Consider the following 21,328-nt stretch of genomic DNA (forward strand, 5'->3'; position numbering starts at 1 on the left):
CGGCAAAGTGTACACAACAAACACATGAGGACGTAGTCCCAACTTTTAAAACCATTTCACGTGCATCGAGGGGGCAGCTGCTTGCAATGGCGGTCCACACCGTTACTGTCCGCGCTGCCCGGCAAGTGGGCGCTGGCCCAAATGACGCAGCGCCGCCAATTCTGGCGAATGAGCCACTGCTGTCGCGCAATGAAAACCAAACGCCCATTAGGGCGTGGGGTATTTGAGCTTGTCGTTTCGTTGAATTCCCCCAATGGAATCGAAATATCCGTGAAAATAATGAGTTGGCTCACCGATTTGCAGAACTTTCAGACCGGCCTGGGGTTTATGCGTGTACGCACGGTTATCTGCCGAGCGGATCTGCTGCGAGCTTGTGAAATATCTCCGTTCAGGTGCGCAATTCCTCATTTCCATTGAGCTCAATGTGGCTATAACGCACAGTACCGCCACTCCATCATTCGCGATATCTCGTCCCACTATTGATCCTGACGGCGGCATGTTGTCCACCGAGAATCCAGCTCTATCTGCTTAGATGAACATCGAGCGGTGGAGTTTGCACCGTCAACCAAATAGGCCTACCAGAAACAAGATGACTGCTCTATCAAAACACGTTGCAACTGCAAATCTGCTCGTCCTTATCTTTCTCGCCTGCGGCTTCGCATCGGCTCAGGAATCGCAAGTCTCGGTATTGATGCTTGGCGACAGAGGATTCCATAGGCCATCCGAATTCTATCGGCATTTGGCAGGGCCGCTCCGAGAGCAAGGGATCGAAGTTGTTTACACGGAGAAGCTGAGCGACCTTAACGAAGATCATCTCGCTAAATATGAAGGGCTGATGATCTTCGCAAACATTGAGCAAATCACACCGGACGCCGAGTCGGCTCTGCTGAACTATGTTCAAAGTGGTGGAGGCCTGATTCCCGTTCACTGCGCGTCGTTCTGTTTTCTCAATTCTGATAAGTACATCGAATTAGTTGGCGGTCAGTTTCGAAGTCACGGGTTCACTCGCTTTGAAACCGAGATCGTGGCTTCCGATCATGAGATCATGCGGGGGCTGAACCCGGTTCGGTCGATGGACGAAAGCTACCGCCACAGCAAGCTCAACCCGGACATGACAGTACTTGAGACACGGAGCGACGAATCCGGCCCCGTGAGCAATCCCGATGGTGAACCCTACACATGGATCCGGACGAGCGGACAAGGTCGCGTTTTCTATACCGCGTGGGGACACGATCATCGGACGTGGTCCAACAATGATTTTCAAAAGCTGCTCGCACGCGGTGTTTTGTGGGCCTGTGGTCAGACGCTCACCGCAGCTTCGGCCGACAGCGGCAGGCCTGCAGATCCCAAAGCGGAAGCGGTCATCGCTGCGAATCGTCCCTTTTCTGCGCCGGAGATGAATCCGCCTTCGGTCGACGATGAAGAATTTGCAACGACAGACGTGGGGGCGAAGATCCCCAACTACACGCCGGGTGCTCAGTGGGGAACGCAGGCCGAACCGTTCTCGAAGATGCAAGACCCTCTGCCAGCGGAAAAGTCCATCAAAGCGTTCGCGACTCCGGAAGGAACGCAACTCGCGATCTGGGCCAAGGAGTCGACCGACAACTGGCCCGGCTCTCCCCAGCAAAACGACAAGACCGCGGGGCTAAAGGGTAAGCCGATCGCAATGAACTGGGACGAGGACGGGCGTTTGTGGGTTTGCGAAACTGTGGACTACCCCAATGAACTTAAGGAAAAATCAGCCGTCGGCCGCGACCGCATCAAGATTTGCGAAGATACTGACAACGATGGCCAGGCCGACAAGTTCACGGTCTTTGCAGAAAATCTAAGCATTCCATCGACACTGGTTTGCTACCGGGGTGGCGTGATCGTCCAGGACGGCGAAGAGACGATCTATTTGAAGGACATCGATGGCGACGACAAGGCCGATTTTCGACAGTCGCTGATTACCGGCTGGGCGCTGGGCGACACGCACGGCGGCGTCAGCAATTTTCAGTATGGCCCCGACAATTGGATCTGGGGCATGCAGGGCTACAACAATTCCCAGCCCGTAATCAACGGCGAACCGCAAATGCGTTTTCGCCAAGGGTTTTGGCGATTCAAGGTCAAGGCGGGTGCCTCGGATGAGACAGCGCCAGCCTATGCGATCGACGCGGAAACGGGCAAAGTCGCAGACAGCCAATCAAGCGACTTCGATCAGCACACAATCCGTGTCGATGCATTGGAGTTCATGAGAGGCACGAACAACAACACCTGGGGGCTGGGTTTCAGCGAGGAAGGCTATGTCTTTGGTTCAACTGCCAACGGTTGCCCGAGCGTTCACATGCCGATTCCCAATCGGTATTACGATCAAGTCGCCGGCTGGTCGCCCGAGACTCTTCAAAATATTGCCCAGTCGCATCGGTTCGATCCGATCGATGATCGCATCCGTCAGGTGGACTGGCACGGCGGATTTACAGCCGGTTGCGGCTCAGCAATCTACACCGCTCGCAACTATCCACCGACTTGGTGGAACCGAATTCAAATGGTCTGCGGTCCGACGGGGCACCTCGTTGGTTCTTTCGTGCTGGAGAAGGACGGTGCAAGCTATCGAAGTCGAAACGCGTTCAACACGGTTGCCAGCATCGATGACTGGTCAGCTCCGATCATGTCGGAGGTCGGTCCCGACGGCAACGTATGGGTCTTGGACTGGTACAACTACATTGTTCAGCACAACCCAACGCCCAACGGTTTCCAAACCGGCAAAGGGGCTGCTTATGAAAGTGATCTGCGAGACAAACGTTTTGCCCGAGTCTATCGATTGGTGACCGACGAGGCAGGCAGCGGCTCTGCGACGCGAACGTTACAACTCGCTGATGCAGAGAACGCCGAGTTGGTTACGGCACTCAGTAATGACAATTTCTTTTGGCGTCGAACGGCACAACGTCTTTTGGTGGAACGTGGGGCGGCTGACGATGCGACGCTCAGTGCTCTCGTTTCATTGGTCGACAATGATCAAGTCGACGAGATCGGATTAAACCCAGCCGCGATGCATGCGATTTGGACGCTTGCAGGCATGTCGGAAACGGGTAACGAATCAGCAGTCGCTGCACTTGCAAAGGCGTGTGCCGCCGGTTTCGGTCATGTATCCAGCCCAGTGCGCAACGCGGCAATCGCGAGTTGCGGTAGCGAGCAGATCGCCAAGGCGATTGAAGCGGGTCTGCAAAACGATGTCGACCCCAAGGTGCGGTTGACCTTGTTGCTGCGCGTTGCAGAAGGAAAAGCGAACGCTGCGATCAGCGGCGACGAGCTTGCTGGCTTAGTACCTTCGATTGGAGACGATCGTGTTTTATTGGACGCATGGACTTCCGCTGCTTCGACCGATCCTGCTGCGACGATCGTGGCGCTCGGCAAGATGAGTCCGTCCGCGGCGAATTCGCTCAATCAACGGATTGCCGTTCTGGCGGAGCACCTCGCGCGGAGTAATCCCACAGCTGAGCAAATCAGCGAGCTGCTTGAAATCTCGCCCGATTCGCCAGTCGCCGTCACGGTCTGGGAAGGCTTAGCAAAGGGTTGGCCGCGAGATCTGGTTCTTAATCTTCCCGAGTCATCGCAGAAAATTGTTCGTGACCGGTTCTTAGCCAACGACACTTCGGTCGAAAGCAAAGCCGCGATCCTGGCGGTAGCCGACAAGTGGTCGATCACGAACCTAAACGAGATTGTAAGTGAAATACAGGACGAACTGCTGACAACCGCTTTGGACGCGGATGCCGATTCAGAGAAACGTCTGAGTGCTTGGGATCAAGCGATTCGCCTTGCACCAATGAGTCCAAAGATTCTCGACGCGGTCGAAGCGTTCTTTACACCGCAACTGGCTCCAGAAACTGGGATCGCGGCACTGAACTCACTGCAGGCCGCGCGCGTGAATGGTCTTTCCGAAACGTTGTTGGACATGAAAACCTCGCTGGGGCCAAAACTCGGTAGCCAAGTTCTGACGTTGCTTTTATCCCGAGCCGACGGCACTGAAGATTTGTTGGACGCCATTGCCGATGGACAAGTGCAATTCAATGATCTTCAGCTCGATCAACGCCAAGCCTTACTGAACCACCCCACCTCATCGATAGCATCGCGAGCGAAGGAGTTGATGGAAACGCGAGGTGCGATGGTAACATCTAATCGCCAAGCATTGGTCGATCAATGGTTACCGGTCGCTGCCGTGGAAGGCGATGTGACGAACGGCCTGGCAATGTTCAAGAAACATTGCTCGGCTTGCCACATCCATGGCGAAATCGGACAAGAAATCGGTCCTAACTTGACGGGCATGGCGGTTCATCCCAAAGAAGAAATCTTGATGAACGTCCTCGATCCATCGCGAAGCGTCGAAAGCAACTTCCGCACGTACCAGATTTTGACCGTCGACGGAAATGTGCTCTCCGGAATGCTAGCCGGCGAGTCGGCAAACTCGCTACGCATCATCGACACGCAAGGCAAAGAAAAGCTGGTCCTTCGCGAAGACATCGAGCAATTGACTTCGTCGCACAAGTCATTGATGCCAGAGGGTTTTGAAAGCTCGATCAGTAAAACTGAAATGGCGGATCTGCTTTCGTTTCTCGCCAAACGTGGCAAGTACGCGCCGCTGAACATCTCTAGCTCTGCGACCATCAACAGCAAAAAAGGCCTCCCCGGATTCCGCGGACGACCTGGAGACGAGTTTGTACTCGATTCCTACGGGCGTGTGGAGGTCGAAGGCGTTCCGTTCGAATTGGTCGATCCCCAGGGAGATCGGATCGCCAACATCATCGGTTTGCAACGTCAATCATCGCGATTCCCAAGCACGTTGCCAGAATCGGCTAGCCTCGACTGCGCCGGAAACGTGAAAACGATTCACATGTTGGGGGGCGTCGCCTGGGCTGCCTACCCGCGTTTCAAGGACGAAACGACCAGCATGATCGTCCGTCGTCACTACGCTGACGGAAGCACAAGTGATTTTGAACTGGTAAACGGCAAGCACATCGTGACTTACCAAGCGGGCGAGGATGTGCCGGAATCGAAGAAGGCGATTGAAGCCGGCGGCAAGCAAATCCGCTACTTGAAGATTCCTGCCGAAGCTGACAAAGCACTTACGAAAATCGAATTCTTGAAAGGAGGTGACTTTTCGCTTCCGCTCGTGTTTGCGGTGACCGTCGAGTTTGCAGGTGAAGGTCACTAGACCCGACGGTGATTCGTTGACGTTCCTTCTCATCTTCTTCTGTATCGAGACCCTCTCATGAGAAAATTAGTTGTTCTAGTCCTGCTCGGCATGCTACAGCTTGCCAGTGCCGTTGCCCAAGCACAGGAGCAAAACCCGGAACGTCCTCGCCAGGGTCGTCGCGGAGGCGGATTCGGCGGCCCGATCGAACTTGGTCCCGACGACAAGCAAACTTATCCCGATCCTGCAGATAGCATCGTTGCAAAGCGGGAAGACATTCCGCACGGCAAGTTGGAGATGATCGACTATGAGTCGAAGACGGTCGGCACGAATCGCAAGATGAACGTCTACACGCCCCCGGGGTACTCGAGCGAGAAGAAGTTCCCTGTCTTGTATTTGTTGCACGGCATTGGCGGCGACGAAACCGAGTGGCAGCGTTTTGCGACACCTGATGTGTTGTTTGACAACCTGATCGCGGATGGCAAAGCGGTTCCGATGATTGTGGTGATGCCGAACGGCCGCGCGCAGAAGAATGATCGCGCCGAAGGCAATGTGATGGCGAGTGCTCCAGCATTTGCCGTTTTTGAGAAAGACTTGCTCGATGACGTCATTCCCACCATCGAGTCGCGTTATTCCGTTCAGGCCGATCGAGAACATCGAGCCCTGGCCGGCTTGTCGATGGGCGGTGGCCAGTCGCTGAATTTCGGACTGACCAACCTGGACACGTTTGCCTGGGTCGGCGGATTCTCGTCCGCGCCCAATACCAAGGCCCCAGAGGAATTGGTCCCCGATCCAGAAAAGGCGAAGGAACAACTCGAGCTACTCTACTTGTCATGTGGAAACCAAGACGGATTGATCCGAATCAGTCAACGTCTGCAGCGTTATTTGAATGAGAACGACATTCCACACATCTGGAACGTCGACTCGCACGGACACGATCCGACCCACTGGCGAAACAATCTTTATTATTTTGCTCAATTAGTATTTCAGAAGTCATCGAAGGACTCAGAGCTGCAGGAAGACACGACGACCAATTCGAATGAACAGCCTTCTGCGAATGAAAATGAGAACGCGGCTGCTGGAAGTAATGTTCCTGAAGCATCAAAGACGATTTCAAGCCGGCGCCTACCAACCAAGCTGGAAGAGACTACCCGCAGGTCAATTCCCAAGGTCGCATCAAGTTTCGCGTCGTCGCGCCGGAAGCGAAGAGCGTGGCAACGACATTTCGCGACAGCACCGAGTTCGTAAAGGGTGAAGATGGGGCATGGATCGGATACTCACGACCTCTTGACGAAGGCTTCCACTACTATGAGCTGATCATCGATGGTGCCCACGTTCCGGATCCCAACAGCAAATACTATTTCGGAGCAATGCGTTGGGGGAGCGGAATTGAGATTCCTGCCCACGATCGCGATTTCTACGCACTTAAAAACGTTCCCCACGGCCAAGTTCGCGAGATCTATTTTCATTCAGATAGCACGGATTCCGAGCGGCGAGCTTTCGTTTACACACCACCGGGCTACGACAGAAACCAAGAAGTACCTCCCCGTATGAGACTCTCCTCGAACTTTTTTCAGAGAGTTCGCGCGAGTACTTTTCAAAACAGCGTGATTTACGGGCTTTTTGAAGATGCGAGCCGTTACACTCGACACCCCTGATGAGACTCTCCTCGAAACAGAGTACTTTTGAAAATACTCTCGCTGTTAACCCAAACCAGAAATGTGACAACTTTGTCAGAAACTGACACTCTAGTTAACAGCAAAGCGCGCACTTGAGTACTTCTCAACGGCCCTCGCCGAGATGACTCGGCTACTTTGCATCGCCCGCCAGCGGCTCAAACGCTCAGGCCGTCCGCCATTCGATTCCGTCATCACCAATGCGGCACCGCGAAAACCGTATCAATCAAATCGATTGACGGTGCTGCCTGTTGGTGTCTTGTACGTCGTTCCACCGAATTTGGATTCCATTGGCCCCGTACTCGTATACCCTCTCGTTTTGAGCGGGGTACAAAAAGGTTGCCACCTCGATTATTCAGTAAAACGCGAGGTCTTTCAGCGATCCATGGCCAAGTTTATTCATCCACTTTTGACACTCCTTGCATCGCTTACGCGCCCGCGAACTTGCCCAGCAGATCCGCTTCCTGAAAGCTGAAAACCAGATTCTTCGTGCCAAGTTACCTGATCGGATTGCGCTCGACAATCGCGAGCGTCAGATCCTTGTTAGCGACTCCGAACGGGTTCGTCGGTTGTTATGGATGCCGAACGTTTCGGCTGTGCGGTGTTGGGCGGCGTCACGACGGCCAGCGTTCGAAAAACCAACCACCGAACGCGTCAAGTTTAAATCGGATGGTGGATATGCTCACGCCAATGCTGCCACTGATCACCACAATGACGCCGACAGTGTGGAACCAGTCCCTCGAGGTTTTTGCTCGCCAATCCAAGGCTACGGCTGTTAGAAGCAAAAAGCAACCGGCGGTGATAGCATATTGATGCAACCAAATAATGCCGATGAGGCGTTCAATACTGAGCAGCTCAACAAATGAATGCCAACTGTTCTCGCCCGAATTTTCATGGGCGATTTCATGAATCGCAAGTTGCGACAATGAGTTGCACGACCACTGGACAGTTGCCGCGATGAAATAAACGGTCCATCTAGTTGGGAAACGCGATATGCAGAGGGCAACAATATAGATCGCGCTCGCGATACTGCTGACTGCTATCGTACCAAGGTCACCGGTGGCCATCGGTCCGAGAATGGCGATCAGACCGTGGACCAACACGAGCCAATAGCCGGGATGCAACATCAACGGGGCGACACCACGAATCGTTCGCGAGAACAGTACAACTAGCCCCGCGGCGGCAGCACTCTCCGGAATAACGTACAGAGTCCGCCAAAACCGCATGGTCCCCCGAGTCTCTTCCGGGTAATAGCGAAATAGGTCAATGGCGTCGTGGCCCGCAAACAAGACACCAGCGCAAGTCATCCAGAGCATCAAGTGGCGGATGCTCAGCTGCGGCGTAGCGTCAGTAAAAGGGGTTTCGTTGATCTTGTTGGACACGTCCACTTCCCTAGACCCCGTACTCGTATACCCTCTCGTTTTGAGCGGGGTAGAAAAAGGTTGCCACCTCGATTATTCAGTAAAACGCAAGGTCTTTCAGCGATCCATGGCCAAATTCATCCATCCACTTTTGACACTCCTTGCATCGCTTACGCGGCAGGAACTTGCCCAGCAGATCCGCTTCTTGAAGGCTGAAAACCAGATTCTTCGTGCCAAGTTACCTGATCGGATTGCGCTCGACAATCGCGAGCGTCTGATTCTTGTTCGGCACGGCAAAAAGCTTGGTGGTGCCATAAAGCAAATCATGTCAATTGCTTCGTATTCGACGTTTCGACGCTGGGTCCGAATGCAAGAAGATGGAGCACTCACAGCGGGAAAGAAGCAAAAGAAGAAGTCGAATCAAAAACCTGGCCGGCCAAAGACGCCTGAGGACATCCGCGATACGATCATTCGGATCCGCAAAGAGACTGGCTTTGGCTACACGAAGATTCTGCAAGAATTGCGGCGGATGGGCGTTCGCGTTTCTCGCCAAACCGTGAAGAACGTAATCGTCGAAGCGGGTTTCCCAACGACTCCTGGCGATCACCCGGACACTTGGCACAAGTTCCTGAAGCGTCACGCAGAAACGCTTTGGCAATGCGATTTCGCGTGCAAGAAGAAATGGACGATGAAGGGCTTAGTCGACGTTTACTTCATGGTCTTTATCCATATCGGCAGCCGGCGGATTTGGCTCTCCCCATGCACAGATACTCCCACCGGCGCTTGGACCGGCCATCAAGCCCGGAACTTCAGCATGTGGATGGAAGACGAGGGACTGGAATGCACCTACATGATGCGTGATCGCGATAAGAAATACACCGATTCGTTTGATGGCGTTTTCACGTCGACGGATTGCAAGATCAAGAAAACGCCGATTCGCTCTCCAAATCTGCAGGCTCACGTCGAACGCGTGATTCAGACGATTAAACACGAAGTGCTCAATGCGTTCTGCATCGTGTCCAATGCGCACCTTGACCATGTACTGAAAGAAACATCGATCTGGTACAACACCGAACGTTGTCACAGTGCCCGGGACCATTTGCCTCCGGTGCGTGACGGCGATCCGGTGGCAACGGTGAAGTTCCGTAAGGAACATGTGGTTTGTAAAGATCGTCTGGGTGGGCATCTAAAGTCATATTTTCGGCGGGCTGCTTGAGTCGGCATCGTGAGTTGCTTAATTCGTTCGACTCTCACTCACTCGCTCGCACCACTCCGGTCTCAAAACAATCGGTGTGACGTCTGCTGCGCGATGCGACCGTTTCGACACGACTATTTAACCGTCCCGCTGAATATGGACTCGATCTCGATCCAGAACTCGACCTTATATGACAAACCAACCTCAGATTTCACCGACCTAAATGCTCGTTCGACTTTTTTGCCCCCCCCCGCCATTCATCGTTAAAAAAAACAAATCGGGCATAGGTTGTGTTTGCACAATGGAGGAGTCGAACATTGCTACGGACGCTCAACGAATTTCCACCAGTCGAGTTTGGCTAAGTTGTCTTCTTCGCCAACGAACCTCACGTACAGATCGTGAACTCCGTCGGCACCGTTGACGTCGCTTTCGACCAGTTCCCATTCGCTTGCCTCGTCACCCGCAGGAACCTTAATACGACCAATCTGCTTTCCCTCAAGGCTGTCGAGACGCAGTTCTATTGTGCAATCCTTCGACTCCGATAAGATCATGGCGTTTACCTTCGACGCACCCTGCGGGCCAAAGTTAACTCCGGCGATTTTGATCCAGTCACCGTTGCTGGTGTTCGTAACGTTCATACCGCCTGCTTCGCAAGGCTCCGTCTCGATTCCCCGCTGTGCAGCGAAGGTCTCTGCTTCATTGCGAACATAGGGATCAATGTTCCCGATCTGCGTCACGCCATCGGTCGTGTACTGTACTTTGACGATTGAACCATCGTCCTGATAATCGAATTGCTCGACTGCGATGTTGCGACGAAAGCCAGTGGGGATACCGGCCTCAGTGGCGACGATGCGGTTGTGGTAGACGTGATACCAATTGTCTTTGAACTTGAACTCGGCAGCATGGTTATTGTTATTATTTAGTGGTGGTTGATCGGCGACGATACCTGCATAGGTAAATCCTTCGGTCGGTCGCTTGCTGGTCATGTAATCAATCCGCATTCCCGCATTGGGAGTTGTGGAATAGGTGAAATAGTAGGTCTCTCCGATCTTGTATACCCAAGCCGCTTCGAAAAAATTGGGAGCTACCATCTTTATCACGTCACCGTCGAGAGTCACCATATCTTTGTTCAGCCTCGCGACGCGGACGTTCTCATCCCCGTTACCGCCGAAGTAAATGTATGCTTGGCCGTCATCGTCAATAAAAACCCCCGGATCGAAGAGCCACATGTTTTTCGCCGGTTGGACGCCAGGCGTTCGATGTTCGATCAACGGTTCCCCCTTAATATCCGTAAATGGTCCGATCGGACTATCACCGGCAACGACACCTATGTTTCCACCGCCATTTCCGAAGTACAGGTACGTTTTGCCGCTTCGTTCGATTGCACATGGAGCCCACGTTTTCTTTGCCCACGATGTATCACGCTCGGCGTCGAACACGATTCCATGATCCGTCCAGTTTTTCATGTCGCTGCTTGAAACACAGACAACATTGGGAATGTTGTAGCCACCACGGAGCGGGCTTTCGTCGTCGTTCGAACAGTAGATGTAGACTCTGTCGCTGGTGACAAGCGAGGAGGGATCGGCTAGATAACGATGAGAGGCAATCGGATAGTCCGCGTAGGATTGTGTGCCCCCGATGATGATCGTAAAAAGAATCAACAATCCGGCCAAGCGTTTATTTTTCATTGGATCAAAACTTCGATGAAGGGGGACTGAAACCGTTATTTCGTTTGCAAATTCGATTTTGTCGGACAAGTCGGAATCATCAAAGTCGACATGTCCGCCCGATGACTCCGTGGCGAAATGGTAGCAAGAAATCTCTTGAATCCCGCGAAACTCTTCGGCGTCTAACATGTTACACTAAATACGACGTGCACGCACTATCTGCTAGGCTTTGTCAGAAAAGGGGGCTTGCCCATTTTCAGGCAAAGCCTACTGGGCCGCTCAATCGAGCGTTTCGATCTTTTCCAGATGCACAAGATAAGAAGATTGTGAATTGCCGAGTCACGCTCAAACAATCGCCCGTCACGACTCGAAATGAATCCCCTATCCTTTGTCTGAAGTTGAGAGCCGCACTATGAGAAACATGCTTTCCCTGATTCTGATTGGCCTTTTGCAGATCAGCCAGACACACGCACAGGACCAAAATTCTGAGCAGCGTTCCCAAGGTCGACGCGGAGGTGGCTTTGGTGGATCGATCGAGCTCGGCCCGAACGACAAGCAAACGCACCCCGATCCGCCTGAAAGCATTACCGAAAAACGGGAGAACATTCCGCACGGCAAACTGGAAATGATCGAGTACGAGTCGAAAACGGTTGGCACGACTCGGAAGATGAATGTCTACACACCACCGGAATACTCTGCCGAAAAGAAGTATCCGGTGCTCTATCTCTTGCATGGAATCGGTGGTGACGAGACCGAATGGCAGCGGTTCGCGACTCCCGACGTACTACTGGACAACCTGATTGCCGACGGTAAGGCGGTTCCCATGATCGTCGTGATGCCCAATGGGCGCGCCCAAAAGAATGATCGCGCCGAGGGAAATGTGATGGCCAGTGCGCCAGCGTTCGCGGTCTTCGAAGACGATCTACTCGAAGACTTGATCCCCACGATCGAGTCACGCTATTCCGTCGTGAAAGATCGACAGCAACGAGCGCTTGCGGGATTGTCGATGGGCGGTGGTCAATCACTGAACTTTGGTCTCACCCACCTCGATACATTCGCCTGGGTAGGAGGCTTTTCATCGGCACCGAATACCAAGGCCCCTGATGAACTCGTCCCCGATGCCGAGAAAGCAAAAGAGCAACTTGAGCTGCTCTACCTGTCCTGCGGAAACAAAGACGGGTTGATCCGGATTAGCCAGCGGTTGCAGCGGTACTTAAATGAGAACGACATTCCACACATCTGGAACGTCGACTCGCACGGACACGATCCGACCCACTGGCGAAACAATCTTTATTATTTTGCTCAATTAGTATTTCAGAAGTCATCTAAGGACTCAGAGCTGCAGGAAGACACGACGACCAATTCGAAAGAACAGCCTTCTGCGAATGGAAATGAGAACGCGGATGCTGGAAGTAATGTTCCTGAAGGCATCAAAGACGATTTCAAGCCGGCGCCTACCAACCAAGCTGGAAGAGACTACCCGCAGGTCAATTCCCAAGGTCGCATCAAGTTTCGCGTCGTCGCGCCGGAAGCGAAGAGCGTGGCAACGACATTTCGCGACAGCACCGAGTTCGTAAAGGGTGAAGATGGGGCATGGATCGGATACTCACGACCTCTTGACGAAGGCTTCCACTACTATGAATTGATCATCGACGGTGCCCACGTTCCTGATCCCAACAGCAAATACTATTTTGGAGCAATGCGTTGGGGGAGCGGAATTGAAATACCGGCCCACGATCGTGATTTCTACGCGCTGAAAAACGTTCCCCACGGCCAAGTTCGCGAGATCTATTTTCATTCAGATAGCACGGATTCCGAGCGGCGAGCTTTCGTTTACACACCACCGGGATACGACAGCAACCAAGAAGAACGCTACCCAGTGCTGTACTTGCAGCACGGCTGGGGCGAAAACGAATACGGCTGGAGCGTCCAAGGCCACGCGGGTCTGATCATGGACAATTTGATCGCGGAAGGAAAGACAAAGCCCTTCATCATCGTCATGACCTATGGCATGACCAACGAAGTCCGCATGGGCGGGCTTCGGAACTTTGATATCAAAGACTTTGAAACGGTCCTCGTTGATGAACTCGTACCACATATCGACCAGAACTTCCGCACTTTGACCGATCAACCGAATCGCGCCATGGCTGGACTGTCGATGGGTAGCATGGAAACGAAGTCAATCACGCTACGCAACCTTGACAAGTTTTCACACATCGGGCTTTTTAGTGGAGCCACGATTGGAAAAGAAGATGTCGAGAACACGGAAGGGTTCAAAGACAAAGTCGAACTCGTGTTCGTTAGCTACGGAAGCAAAGAAGTCGACGGCGGTCGAACTCGTCGGGGAGGCAACCCGGCTGACTCCGTGAAGCAATTAAAAGAGATGGGAATCGATGCCCACTACTACCTGTCTCCCGAAACCGCCCACGAATGGCAGACTTGGCGACGCAGCTTGAAGGAATTCGCCCCTCTGTTGTTTCAGCCTGAGGACAGCCTGTTAGGCAACTGGAAGGTCGACTTTGATACTCAAATTGGCGTCCAAAGCTATGCAATGACGTTTGGCAAGGAAAGCGGCGAACTCTCCGCAACGGCGAGAGCTGAAGTCAATGGTCGCTCACGCGACGTTACCTTTGAGCAGGTCAAACGGACCGGCGATACCATCTCGTTCGTCGAAAACCTGAATTTTGGTGGAAACGAAATTCGTATTGAATACGAGGGGCAGATAGACGGCGATACGATCCTGTTTTCGCGAAAGGTAGGCGACTTCGCAACGGAAAAGGCAACAGCGAAGAAGTCTAAATCGGTTGACGACCTGGTGTTCGAGAACGCGAAGGAAGCGATGCAACGTGGGGCGGATGCTCAGCGACAACAGGCCGTCGCAATGGCCGACTCGGTCGACCCAAACTTCCACATTTATCTCTGCTTCGGCCAATCCAACATGGATAGCGGCGGGCGGATGAATGACGCTGACCGTGAAGTGCCCGAGCGTCTGCTGGTGATGGCCGACTTTGGCAATGAACAAAGGGGCTGGCAGAAAGGAAACTGGTACCACGCCGTCCCACCGCTGGCCGCGCGAGGGCGAGGCATTTGCATGGTCGATTCATTCGGAAAAGCGATGGTTAATTCGCTTCCAGACGACGTCCGCGTCGGAATCATCAAGGTTTGTGTGCCCGGATGCAAAATCGAACTGTATCAGAAACAGTCGTTTCAGTCTTATATCGACGGCGAGAGAGACTGGTTGAAAAACATCGTCAAAGCCTACGAGGGAAATCCTTATCAGTACCTTGTCGACATGGCTAGAGAGGCGAAGAAGCACGGCGTTATCAAAGGAATTCTTCTCCATCAAGGAGAATCCAACACCGGGGACAAAGAGTGGCCCGAGAAAGTCAAGTCCGTCTATGACGACTTGATGAGGGACCTCGATTTTGATCCAAACGAGGTGCCTCTGTTGGCCGGAGAGATGGTGCACGCTGATCAGGGCGGCCGATGTGCAAGTCACAACGCGATCATTGCGACCTTACCGGAATCAATCTCGGGTGCTCGGGTGATATCGTCAGCAGGTTTGCCGACCGACGACAAACTGCATTTTAACCCGGAAGGCTCTCGCGAGTTTGGTAAGAGATATGCTGCTGCAATGCTCTCACTGTTGGCTTCAGAGAGCGTTGTTGCTGAATAAGCCATTTCGCCAATAGATCACTGCAACTTCCAAAACCACATCGGATATCGCCGTATGTCATTTCAATCGATTTTTTGCTTCTGCTGCATCGCGTTGTCCGCCACGTTCACGCTGGGCCAAGAAAATACTTCGCCAAAGCAAAGTTCCGAAAATTTGACAGGCACGTGGCATTGCCAATTCGATTCACCCTTCGGATTGCAGACTTACCACCTCCATATTGCGATCAACGACGCCGGCGATGCAACAGCGCACGCGGAAGTAGATACTCGCGACGAAGAGCGGAAAGTCGAGTTCGTCGATGTGAAAGTCAACAACGATTCACTCAGCTTTGCGGAGGTCCGCCAGTTCGGCGAACGAGAGTTTCGTATTGAATACAGCGGCGAACGCAAAGGAAAGGATCTCGCGATAACGAGGTCGTTTGGAGAAAGGGGCGGCCAAGAGTCGCTTGCCACGCGTGAGCTTCCCAAGCCACCACCGAAGGAAGATCCTGCTCCGGTGGTCGAAGTCAAAATCGATTGTCTCACCAAAGACGCGTTTGAAGATTCATTCTTGGTCGGCATGGCCGGTGACCTTCCTTCGCGTTACTCAGAGGAGGAGTTGAAGCTAGCCGCAGAGCATTTTGCGGCGATCACTCCCGAAAACTGCATGAAGCCCGAGCGAGTTCACCCGGCCGAAGATCGTTGGGATTTTGAGCGGACCGATGCTTTGGTGGAATGGGCCGAAAAGAACGACATGACCATCCACGGCCACACCTTGGTTTGGCATGCGCAGACGCCCAATTGGTTCTTCGAGGGGCGCGATCCCGAGACGATCAAGCGGCGAATGAAACAACATATTGAAACGCTTGTGGGACGGCACAAAGGGAAGTTGCAGAGCTGGGATGTGGTCAATGAAGCTATCAACGATGGTGGGAACACTGAAACCGCGAAGACGGAAAATCTACGCAATTCGAATTGGTTGCAAACGCTCGGCCCCGAGTTTCTCACTTTGGCATTCAAGTTTGCTCGACAGGCAGATCCCGATGCAGTGCTCTACTACAACGACTACAACATCGAATCGGGACCCAAGCATGCAAGTTCGATGGTGCTGCTTGAACGACTGCTTGCCGAGGGTGCTCCCATCGATGCCGTCGGCATCCAAGGGCATTGGCGAAGCGGGCGAGTTCCTTTCGAAGACATCGAAAAGGCGATCACCGACTATGCGTCGCTTGGACTGAAAGTCAGTATCACGGAACTCGACGTTACAATCCGTGGTGAATCCGGCGGGCAATTCGGAAGACGACGGTTTCGCAACAGTGCTCCCCCTACCGTTGACGATTTGAACGCTCAGGCCGACGACTACGCAAGGCTGTTCGCTATCTTCAAGAAGCATGAAGACGTCATCGAACGCGTTACATTTTGGGGCCTGAACGATCGACGAACCTGGAGGTGGGGGCAACATCCTCTTCTTTTTGACGGCAATAACAACGTCAAGCCAGCGTATGCCAGTATTGTGGCGGTGGCAGATAGCGATGACGATGCTGCCAAGAGAGCCCCCGAACCGCCAAAGAACGTGAAGATTGAAGAGGGTGGTCAGGGTGATTATTCAGCGATCGTAACTGAAGCACCAACACTTGCGGGAATGACGATTTATCGCCCGGAGGATTTGTCTGCTTTTGCAGGCGAAAAGAAGCTGCCGGTACTTCTATGGGGAAATGGAGCGTGTGCGAACACGACGGAGGAACACAAGAACTTTCTCAACGAGATTGCATCGCACGGATTCATTATTCTCGGCATTGGACCGCTGGATCAGTTGCAACAGCGAAACGAGACATCTCGTCAGCGGACGAATTCTTCTCAATTGGTTGCTGCCTTGGACTGGATCATCGCACAGAACGCCGATGAAAACAGCATCTACTGCGGAAAGATTGATACGACCAAAGTCGCCGCGATGGGAATGTCGTGTGGTGGACTGCAAGCCATCGAAATCTCGGACGATCCCCGAGTCACAACTACGGTTGTTTGCAACAGTGGCGTATTACCCTCTCGCTCACCGATGGCAGCGATGCCGAACCTGACTAAGGAAGACCTCAAAAAGTTTCACGGTCCCGTCCTCTACATTATGGGCGGCCCTTCCGACATCGCCTACAACAACGCGATGGACGATTTCTCCCGAGTCGACCATGTGCCCATCGTGATGACCAACTTAGACGTCGGGCACGGAGGAACCTACCGTCGGCCGCACGGTGGCGAATACTCCTCCGTTGCCCTCGCTTGGCTCAACTGGCAGCTCAAAGACGATAAGGCTTCCGCCAAGATGTTCGTTGGCGACGATAGTCAATTGAAACGCGATCCGGATTGGACGATCGACACGAAGAACCTGGAACAGTAGCCGGCATCGATCTGAATGATCATGAGCGTTATGAGCGGGAATCTGGGCCTGCTTCATTACTGCTCAGGCGGCAAGCCGCATCTGCAGAATCTGCTAGACGGATCGACTTGCCCTATACGCCACAATCAATTGTGGTCCTAGATCCGACATTGGAATTCCCTCGAATAAACCATTTCGTACTGGAGTCATCTGTGAAAAATCGAAATCTAAGAAATGTAGTCACCCGCTTGTTTCAAGAGGCCAGGAGGACGTTTTTCTGTGTGGGTTTATCGTCAGCCTGCTGTCTCTCGATGCTTACGCCAGCAATTGCTCAGCAAGCTGCAAGTGCAAATGCACCGAACCAAAGCGCTCCAAGAGACGCCATGACGTCGATCGAAACCCCCGCACAGCCCAACGCCATCGCGTTGGGAACAGGTCCATTGCCTGACGCCGAAACACCCGAGTCCTGGCACAGCCAGTACGGAAGCAAGTTTGCACGCAACGTTACGGTGGCAACGTTGACTCCCTTTCTACCTGATCCTGCGAAAGCGAGCGGGGCAGCCGTGATTGTTGCACCAGGAGGAGGTTTCAGAACGTTGTCAATGGAAAATGAAGGTTGGCAAGTCGCCGAGGCGCTTGCCGCCAAAGGCGTGGCGGCTTTTGTGCTCAAGTATCGTCTCAATCAGACTGCGGCGGATCTGAATGAGTTCGCAAATCCTATTAGACCCCGGCCCAGGGGTGGGCCGCGTTCGGAGCGTCCTACACCGGCAGAGATGACCGCTCGTATTGCACCGCAAGTCGCCGACGCGAACGCCGCTTTCGCGCTCATTCGCGAGAATTCCGAGAAATGGCACGTGGATCCAGACCGCATCGGCATGATCGGCTTCTCTGCTGGCGCGATGCTCACTATGACAACAACGCTGAGCGGAGGGGAAAGCAAGCCCGCATTCATCGCCAGCATCTATGGCGGACTGAATGCGGTTGAAGTTCCCGCCGACGCACCGCCCCTATTCGTTGCTATTGCAGCCGATGACCCACTTTTCCCTGTTGGCTTTGGTCTGATTGAGAGCTGGCGTAAAGCAAATCGCCCTGTTGAATTGCATTACTACGAACAAGGTGGACACGGCTTTGGCATGTACCAGAAATCCACTACCAGCACCGGCTGGTTCGATGCCTATGTTCGTTGGCTCGGAATGCATGGTTATCTGAAGCCGGCGAGCTAGGACGTAGATATGAGGTGCCAGCGGCTGGTTTAAATTCTGTCAATAGCGAGTGGTGGCTGGGGAAGCCCAGACGCCCCTGGAACGATCACCGACAACCATCAATGGGATTCTCTGGTGTGGGGAATAGGAGTTCCGTGGCTTGATCCCGACAACGAGTTCGGATGCTCGAAGATATAACGACCGCGAGAATCGTTCCAGAGTCAGGGATGGAATATCCAAATGTGCGAAACTTGACGGACACTACCGGCGGCAAAGCCGCACCCGCACAATCGTCGCAACGTGAAACACTTCGCGACATAGCTGATTGTTATCGGACCCTCAGGCTGTCACTGATCGCTACGACCGGCAGTACCCGCAAGCTTCTTAAAGCGGCGGCGTTGCTTTTCCCAGTTTGGCTCTGCAGCGATGGGGCGGATTTGACGCTCGGTGATGGGCGCTCGGCCGTTGAAATAGGGCTTTAGGAAAAGCAGCTCTTCTTGAAGATCGGGGGCGAGATTACAGAGGTTCATGATCTGACTGAGGCGAGCTCGTGTGACTTGGCCAGCTCGCGCCAAGTCGGCTTGTGATCGGAGGCGGCCCGATGCCAAAGCGTGGTCAAAGTGGATGGCGAGTGCCATCAAGCGAGACAGTCTCGGCAGTTGGCCCGGTGTGGGCCGCCGTGGGGCCTCACCGCGGCGATACTCGCGGGCTCCGCGGTCAGTACGCGCAACGTGAAAGGCTCGGCGGATCGGCCGCGTGCGCGGGGACGTATCAAAAGTTGTGTTCGGTGCGTCGGTCATTGAACCGTCTCCGAAATGTGGCGTGCGAAGTTTGTGTCTTGTCCGAGTGAACTCAGCCCGGCGGGATGGAAGGTGATATCAAGCGTGCCCTCAACGCCGTCGTAGTCGATTCGCTCGATTAACAATTCCATCAGTCGGCAACGTTCTCGCGGTGGGATCGTGTCCCAGGCTTTATCCAGTTCGCCGAGGGTTTTGCGGATCGAGGAATGGCTGACGCGAATCGGTCGGTAGTTGTCGATTGCTTCACGCAGTTCCTTCAATCGCGTTTCGTTTTTGTCGATGCGTGATTGCGTTGCTTCAATCAAGTCAGGGCTAGCGGCCGTTGCGACAAGGTAAGTCATCTCCGCGTGGTCCTCTTTGAGAAACTTCGCGATCGAATCGGCTTCACGTTTTTGCGAATCGACGTCCTCGCGGTTCTGCTCATGACAGCGTTCGTAAATGTCACGAATGAGCTGGTCATCACTTGCGAACACTCGAAGTTCGCCGACGACGAAACTCTCAATCTGCCTTGCGGGAATCGAAGGCGATGGACAAGATTCATAGCCTTGCTTTTCGGCTTTGCCGCAAACGTAGTAACGATACCTCTTCGTGCCGCGGCCAGAAGAAGTGTGCCGCATGGCTCGATCGCATTTTGCACACCGAAGGATGCCTCGCAGCATTCCGTCGAAGCTGGTGGAAGCTCGTATCATTCCGATGCGACCATTTTTTCGCAGTGACTCTCCGACTTCTTTGAAGACCTCAGGATCAACGATGGCCTGATGCTGGCCTTCATGGATCTCGTCCTTATACGTCAGCTTGCCGATGTAGGTGACGTTGGTCAGCATCTGGTAGATGCGGTTCTTGTCATACGGCAGACCACCGCGAGTTGATCCCTTCTTGGTCGTCCACTGCTTCGTACGCCAGCCACGGCGGTTGGCTTCACGTGCCGTTTCGAGCAGAGAATGCGTTCGTCGGTAGAGATCAAAGATTTGTCGGACGCGTTCGGCTTCGTGAGGTACGACAACAAGTTTGGTCTCTTCGATCGTAAAGCCAAAGACTGGGACGCCGCCGCACCATTTGCCTTTGCGGCGTGTTGCCGCGATCTTGTCTCGAGTGCGTTCGCTGATCATTTCGCGTTCGAATTGGGCGAACGAGAGCAGCACATTGAGGATCAACCGGCCCATGGAGCTGGCGGTGTTGAATTGCTGCGTGACCGAGACAAAGGCGACGTTGTGTTTCTCGAAGGTTTCCATCACGCGGGAGAAATCGAGCAGGCTGCGACTGAGCCGGTCGACTTTGTAGACAACGACACAATCGATTCTGCCGGCTTCGATATCGGCCATGAGCCGTTTCATCGCGGGACGCTCAAGGTTCCCACCTGAAAAACCACCGTCGTCGTATCGCTCTTCGAGACATGCCCAGCCTTCGCTTCGCTGGCTGGTGATGAATGCTTCGCCGGCATCACGCTGCGCATCCAGGCTATTGAACTCTTGGTCGAGTCCTTCTTCGGTCGATTTGCGAGTGTAGATCGCACACCGAATGGGTTGTTTCAGTTGCTCGCGACTCATGCTGACTCCTGCTTGTGAATTTTGAAGAACCGAAAGCCGTTCCAGTGCTGGCCCGTGATCGCTTTGGCGACCGCCGAAAGCGTCTTGTAGTGCTCGCCCTCAAAGTCGAAACCATCCGGCATGATGGTGACGACGCACTCCCGGCCCTTGTAATCACGAACCAGACAATCGCCGACGGGCGGCAACCGTTCATCCTTGGGTGGAAGTTCGCGGTTCACCGGCGGGGGTGGTGGCAAGCGTGATGGCTCGCGCGGTGCAGTCACGCGAAGATCCGATTCGTTGGCGAGCTCACTGGCTCGCTGGATGGCCCGATCACTCAGGCCACCGAACGCATTGGCTTGCATTCGCCATGCGATTCGCTTCTGCAGCCACGCTTTATTGCGACCGGTCGTTGATTCGCCGAAGACTTCGAAGTACTTGGCTTGAAGGGTGCTAAGGAGCTGTTCGGAAATAACTTCGGGATTTCATGCTGGTAGAACATAGTTGAATTTACCGAGGGTTTCATCACGCTCTGTCGGTTCGTTTTGACGAAATTCGGCTGCCGCTTTAATGCCGGCTTGATAGGTTTTGCGAGCTAATTCGCATACGACTCGGAGTCCGGTTCGCGTGCTGACTTTGGAGAACAGCAACTGCATCCAGGAAAGTGACTCGACCAAGCGACCGCTGATCGCCTGTGTCAGATGACAGA

13 protein-coding genes are annotated in these 21,328 nt (G+C 53.6%); 7 read left to right on the plus strand and 6 right to left on the minus strand.

The features are described from left to right. Positions 1-589 precede the first annotated feature (589 nt). The 3 genes from FHS27_RS09535 to FHS27_RS31040 are packed head-to-tail and all read left to right on the plus strand — an operon-like array spanning position 590 to position 6,825. Positions 590-5,188 (plus strand): PVC-type heme-binding CxxCH protein, encoded by a 4,599-nt coding sequence (locus FHS27_RS09535; protein ID WP_246419352.1) that lies wholly within the window; start codon positions 590-592, stop codon positions 5,186-5,188. 57 nt (positions 5,189-5,245) lie between these two features. Continuing rightward, the gene (locus tag FHS27_RS09540) at positions 5,246-6,415 is read left to right on the plus strand and encodes an alpha/beta hydrolase (RefSeq protein WP_246419354.1); all 1,170 of its coding nucleotides are present in this window, start codon (positions 5,246-5,248) and stop codon (positions 6,413-6,415) included. Further along, positions 6,379-6,825, plus strand: a complete 447-nt coding sequence (locus FHS27_RS31040; protein WP_246419356.1) for a hypothetical protein — start codon at positions 6,379-6,381, stop codon at positions 6,823-6,825. The genes FHS27_RS09540 and FHS27_RS31040 overlap by 37 nt, the downstream gene beginning before the upstream one ends. A gap of 632 nt (positions 6,826-7,457) precedes the next feature. On the opposite strand, the gene FHS27_RS09545 is transcribed toward FHS27_RS31040, so the two are convergent. Beyond that, positions 7,458-8,225, minus strand: coding sequence for a hypothetical protein (locus FHS27_RS09545; protein WP_184304494.1), 768 nt, complete (start codon positions 8,223-8,225; stop codon positions 7,458-7,460). A gap of 106 nt (positions 8,226-8,331) precedes the next feature. Here FHS27_RS09545 and FHS27_RS09550 point away from each other — a divergent pair, with 106 nt between their 5' ends. Then, complete coding sequence (locus FHS27_RS09550; RefSeq protein ID WP_184304496.1) at positions 8,332-9,420, plus strand: integrase core domain-containing protein; 1,089 nt, start codon at positions 8,332-8,334, stop codon at positions 9,418-9,420. 299 nt (positions 9,421-9,719) lie between these two features. Here FHS27_RS09550 and FHS27_RS09555 read toward each other — a convergent pair whose 3' ends face one another. After that, positions 9,720-11,087 carry a glycoside hydrolase family 43 protein gene (locus FHS27_RS09555; RefSeq protein WP_184304498.1) on the minus strand — a complete coding sequence of 456 codons (1,368 nt, stop codon included), beginning with the start codon at positions 11,085-11,087 and terminating at the stop codon, positions 9,720-9,722. A 391-nt stretch (positions 11,088-11,478) separates the two neighbouring features. Between FHS27_RS09555 and FHS27_RS09560 the strand changes: the two genes are divergently transcribed. The 3 genes from FHS27_RS09560 (at position 11,479) to FHS27_RS09570 (ending at position 18,314) form a co-directional block, all read left to right on the plus strand. Then, positions 11,479-14,742, plus strand: a complete 3,264-nt coding sequence (locus tag FHS27_RS09560; RefSeq protein WP_184304501.1) for an alpha/beta hydrolase-fold protein — start codon at positions 11,479-11,481, stop codon at positions 14,740-14,742. Positions 14,743-14,796: 54 nt separating this feature from the next. Beyond that, entirely contained in the window at positions 14,797-17,112 is a 2,316-nt protein-coding gene (locus tag FHS27_RS09565) for an endo-1,4-beta-xylanase (protein ID WP_184304503.1), read from the plus strand. Between the two features lie 362 nt (positions 17,113-17,474). Next, positions 17,475-18,314: an alpha/beta hydrolase gene (locus FHS27_RS09570; RefSeq protein WP_221224979.1), complete on the plus strand. Its 840-nt coding sequence runs from the start codon at positions 17,475-17,477 to the stop codon at positions 18,312-18,314. A gap of 326 nt (positions 18,315-18,640) precedes the next feature. Here the strand turns inward: FHS27_RS09570 and FHS27_RS09575 are convergent, their stop codons facing one another. From FHS27_RS09575 to FHS27_RS09590, 4 genes are all read right to left on the minus strand, one after another. Further along, a complete protein-coding gene (locus FHS27_RS09575) occupies positions 18,641-19,093 on the minus strand; it encodes a hypothetical protein (RefSeq protein ID WP_221224980.1) in 453 nt (150 codons plus the stop codon). Beyond that, positions 19,090-20,640, minus strand: a complete 1,551-nt coding sequence (locus tag FHS27_RS09580) for a recombinase family protein (protein WP_184304505.1) — start codon at positions 20,638-20,640, stop codon at positions 19,090-19,092. Before FHS27_RS09580 ends, FHS27_RS09575 begins: the two co-directional genes overlap by 4 nt. After that, on the minus strand, positions 20,637-21,092 hold the full coding sequence (locus FHS27_RS09585; protein ID WP_184304591.1) for a DUF2924 domain-containing protein: 456 nt from the start codon (positions 21,090-21,092) through the stop codon (positions 20,637-20,639). Before FHS27_RS09585 ends, FHS27_RS09580 begins: the two co-directional genes overlap by 4 nt. A gap of 12 nt (positions 21,093-21,104) precedes the next feature. Continuing rightward, positions 21,105-21,328 (minus strand): ISAzo13-like element transposase-related protein (locus FHS27_RS09590; RefSeq protein WP_184304507.1); only part of this gene is annotated, 224 nt, incomplete at its 5' end.

Origin of the sequence: Aporhodopirellula rubra (genome assembly GCF_014192335.1) — a bacterium.
Classification (GTDB): domain Bacteria; phylum Planctomycetota; class Planctomycetia; order Pirellulales; family Pirellulaceae; genus Rhodopirellula; species Rhodopirellula rubra.

What these genes read in the sequence shown, in the direction of transcription:
- FHS27_RS09535 (WP_246419352.1), top strand. Translation starts at nt 590, where the DNA reads ATGACTGCTCTATCAAAACACGTTGCAACTGCAAATCTGCTCGTCCTT.
- FHS27_RS09540 (WP_246419354.1), top strand. Translation starts at nt 5,246, where the DNA reads ATGAGAAAATTAGTTGTTCTAGTCCTGCTCGGCATGCTACAGCTTGCC.
- FHS27_RS09550 (WP_184304496.1), top strand. Translation starts at nt 8,332, where the DNA reads ATGGCCAAATTCATCCATCCACTTTTGACACTCCTTGCATCGCTTACG.
- FHS27_RS09555 (WP_184304498.1), bottom strand. Translation starts at nt 11,087, where the DNA reads ATGAAAAATAAACGCTTGGCCGGATTGTTGATTCTTTTTACGATCATC.
- FHS27_RS09560 (WP_184304501.1), top strand. Translation starts at nt 11,479, where the DNA reads ATGAGAAACATGCTTTCCCTGATTCTGATTGGCCTTTTGCAGATCAGC.
- FHS27_RS09565 (WP_184304503.1), top strand. Translation starts at nt 14,797, where the DNA reads ATGTCATTTCAATCGATTTTTTGCTTCTGCTGCATCGCGTTGTCCGCC.
- FHS27_RS09570 (WP_221224979.1), top strand. Translation starts at nt 17,475, where the DNA reads ATGACGTCGATCGAAACCCCCGCACAGCCCAACGCCATCGCGTTGGGA.
- FHS27_RS09575 (WP_221224980.1), bottom strand. Translation starts at nt 19,093, where the DNA reads ATGACCGACGCACCGAACACAACTTTTGATACGTCCCCGCGCACGCGG.
- FHS27_RS09580 (WP_184304505.1), bottom strand. Translation starts at nt 20,640, where the DNA reads ATGAGTCGCGAGCAACTGAAACAACCCATTCGGTGTGCGATCTACACT.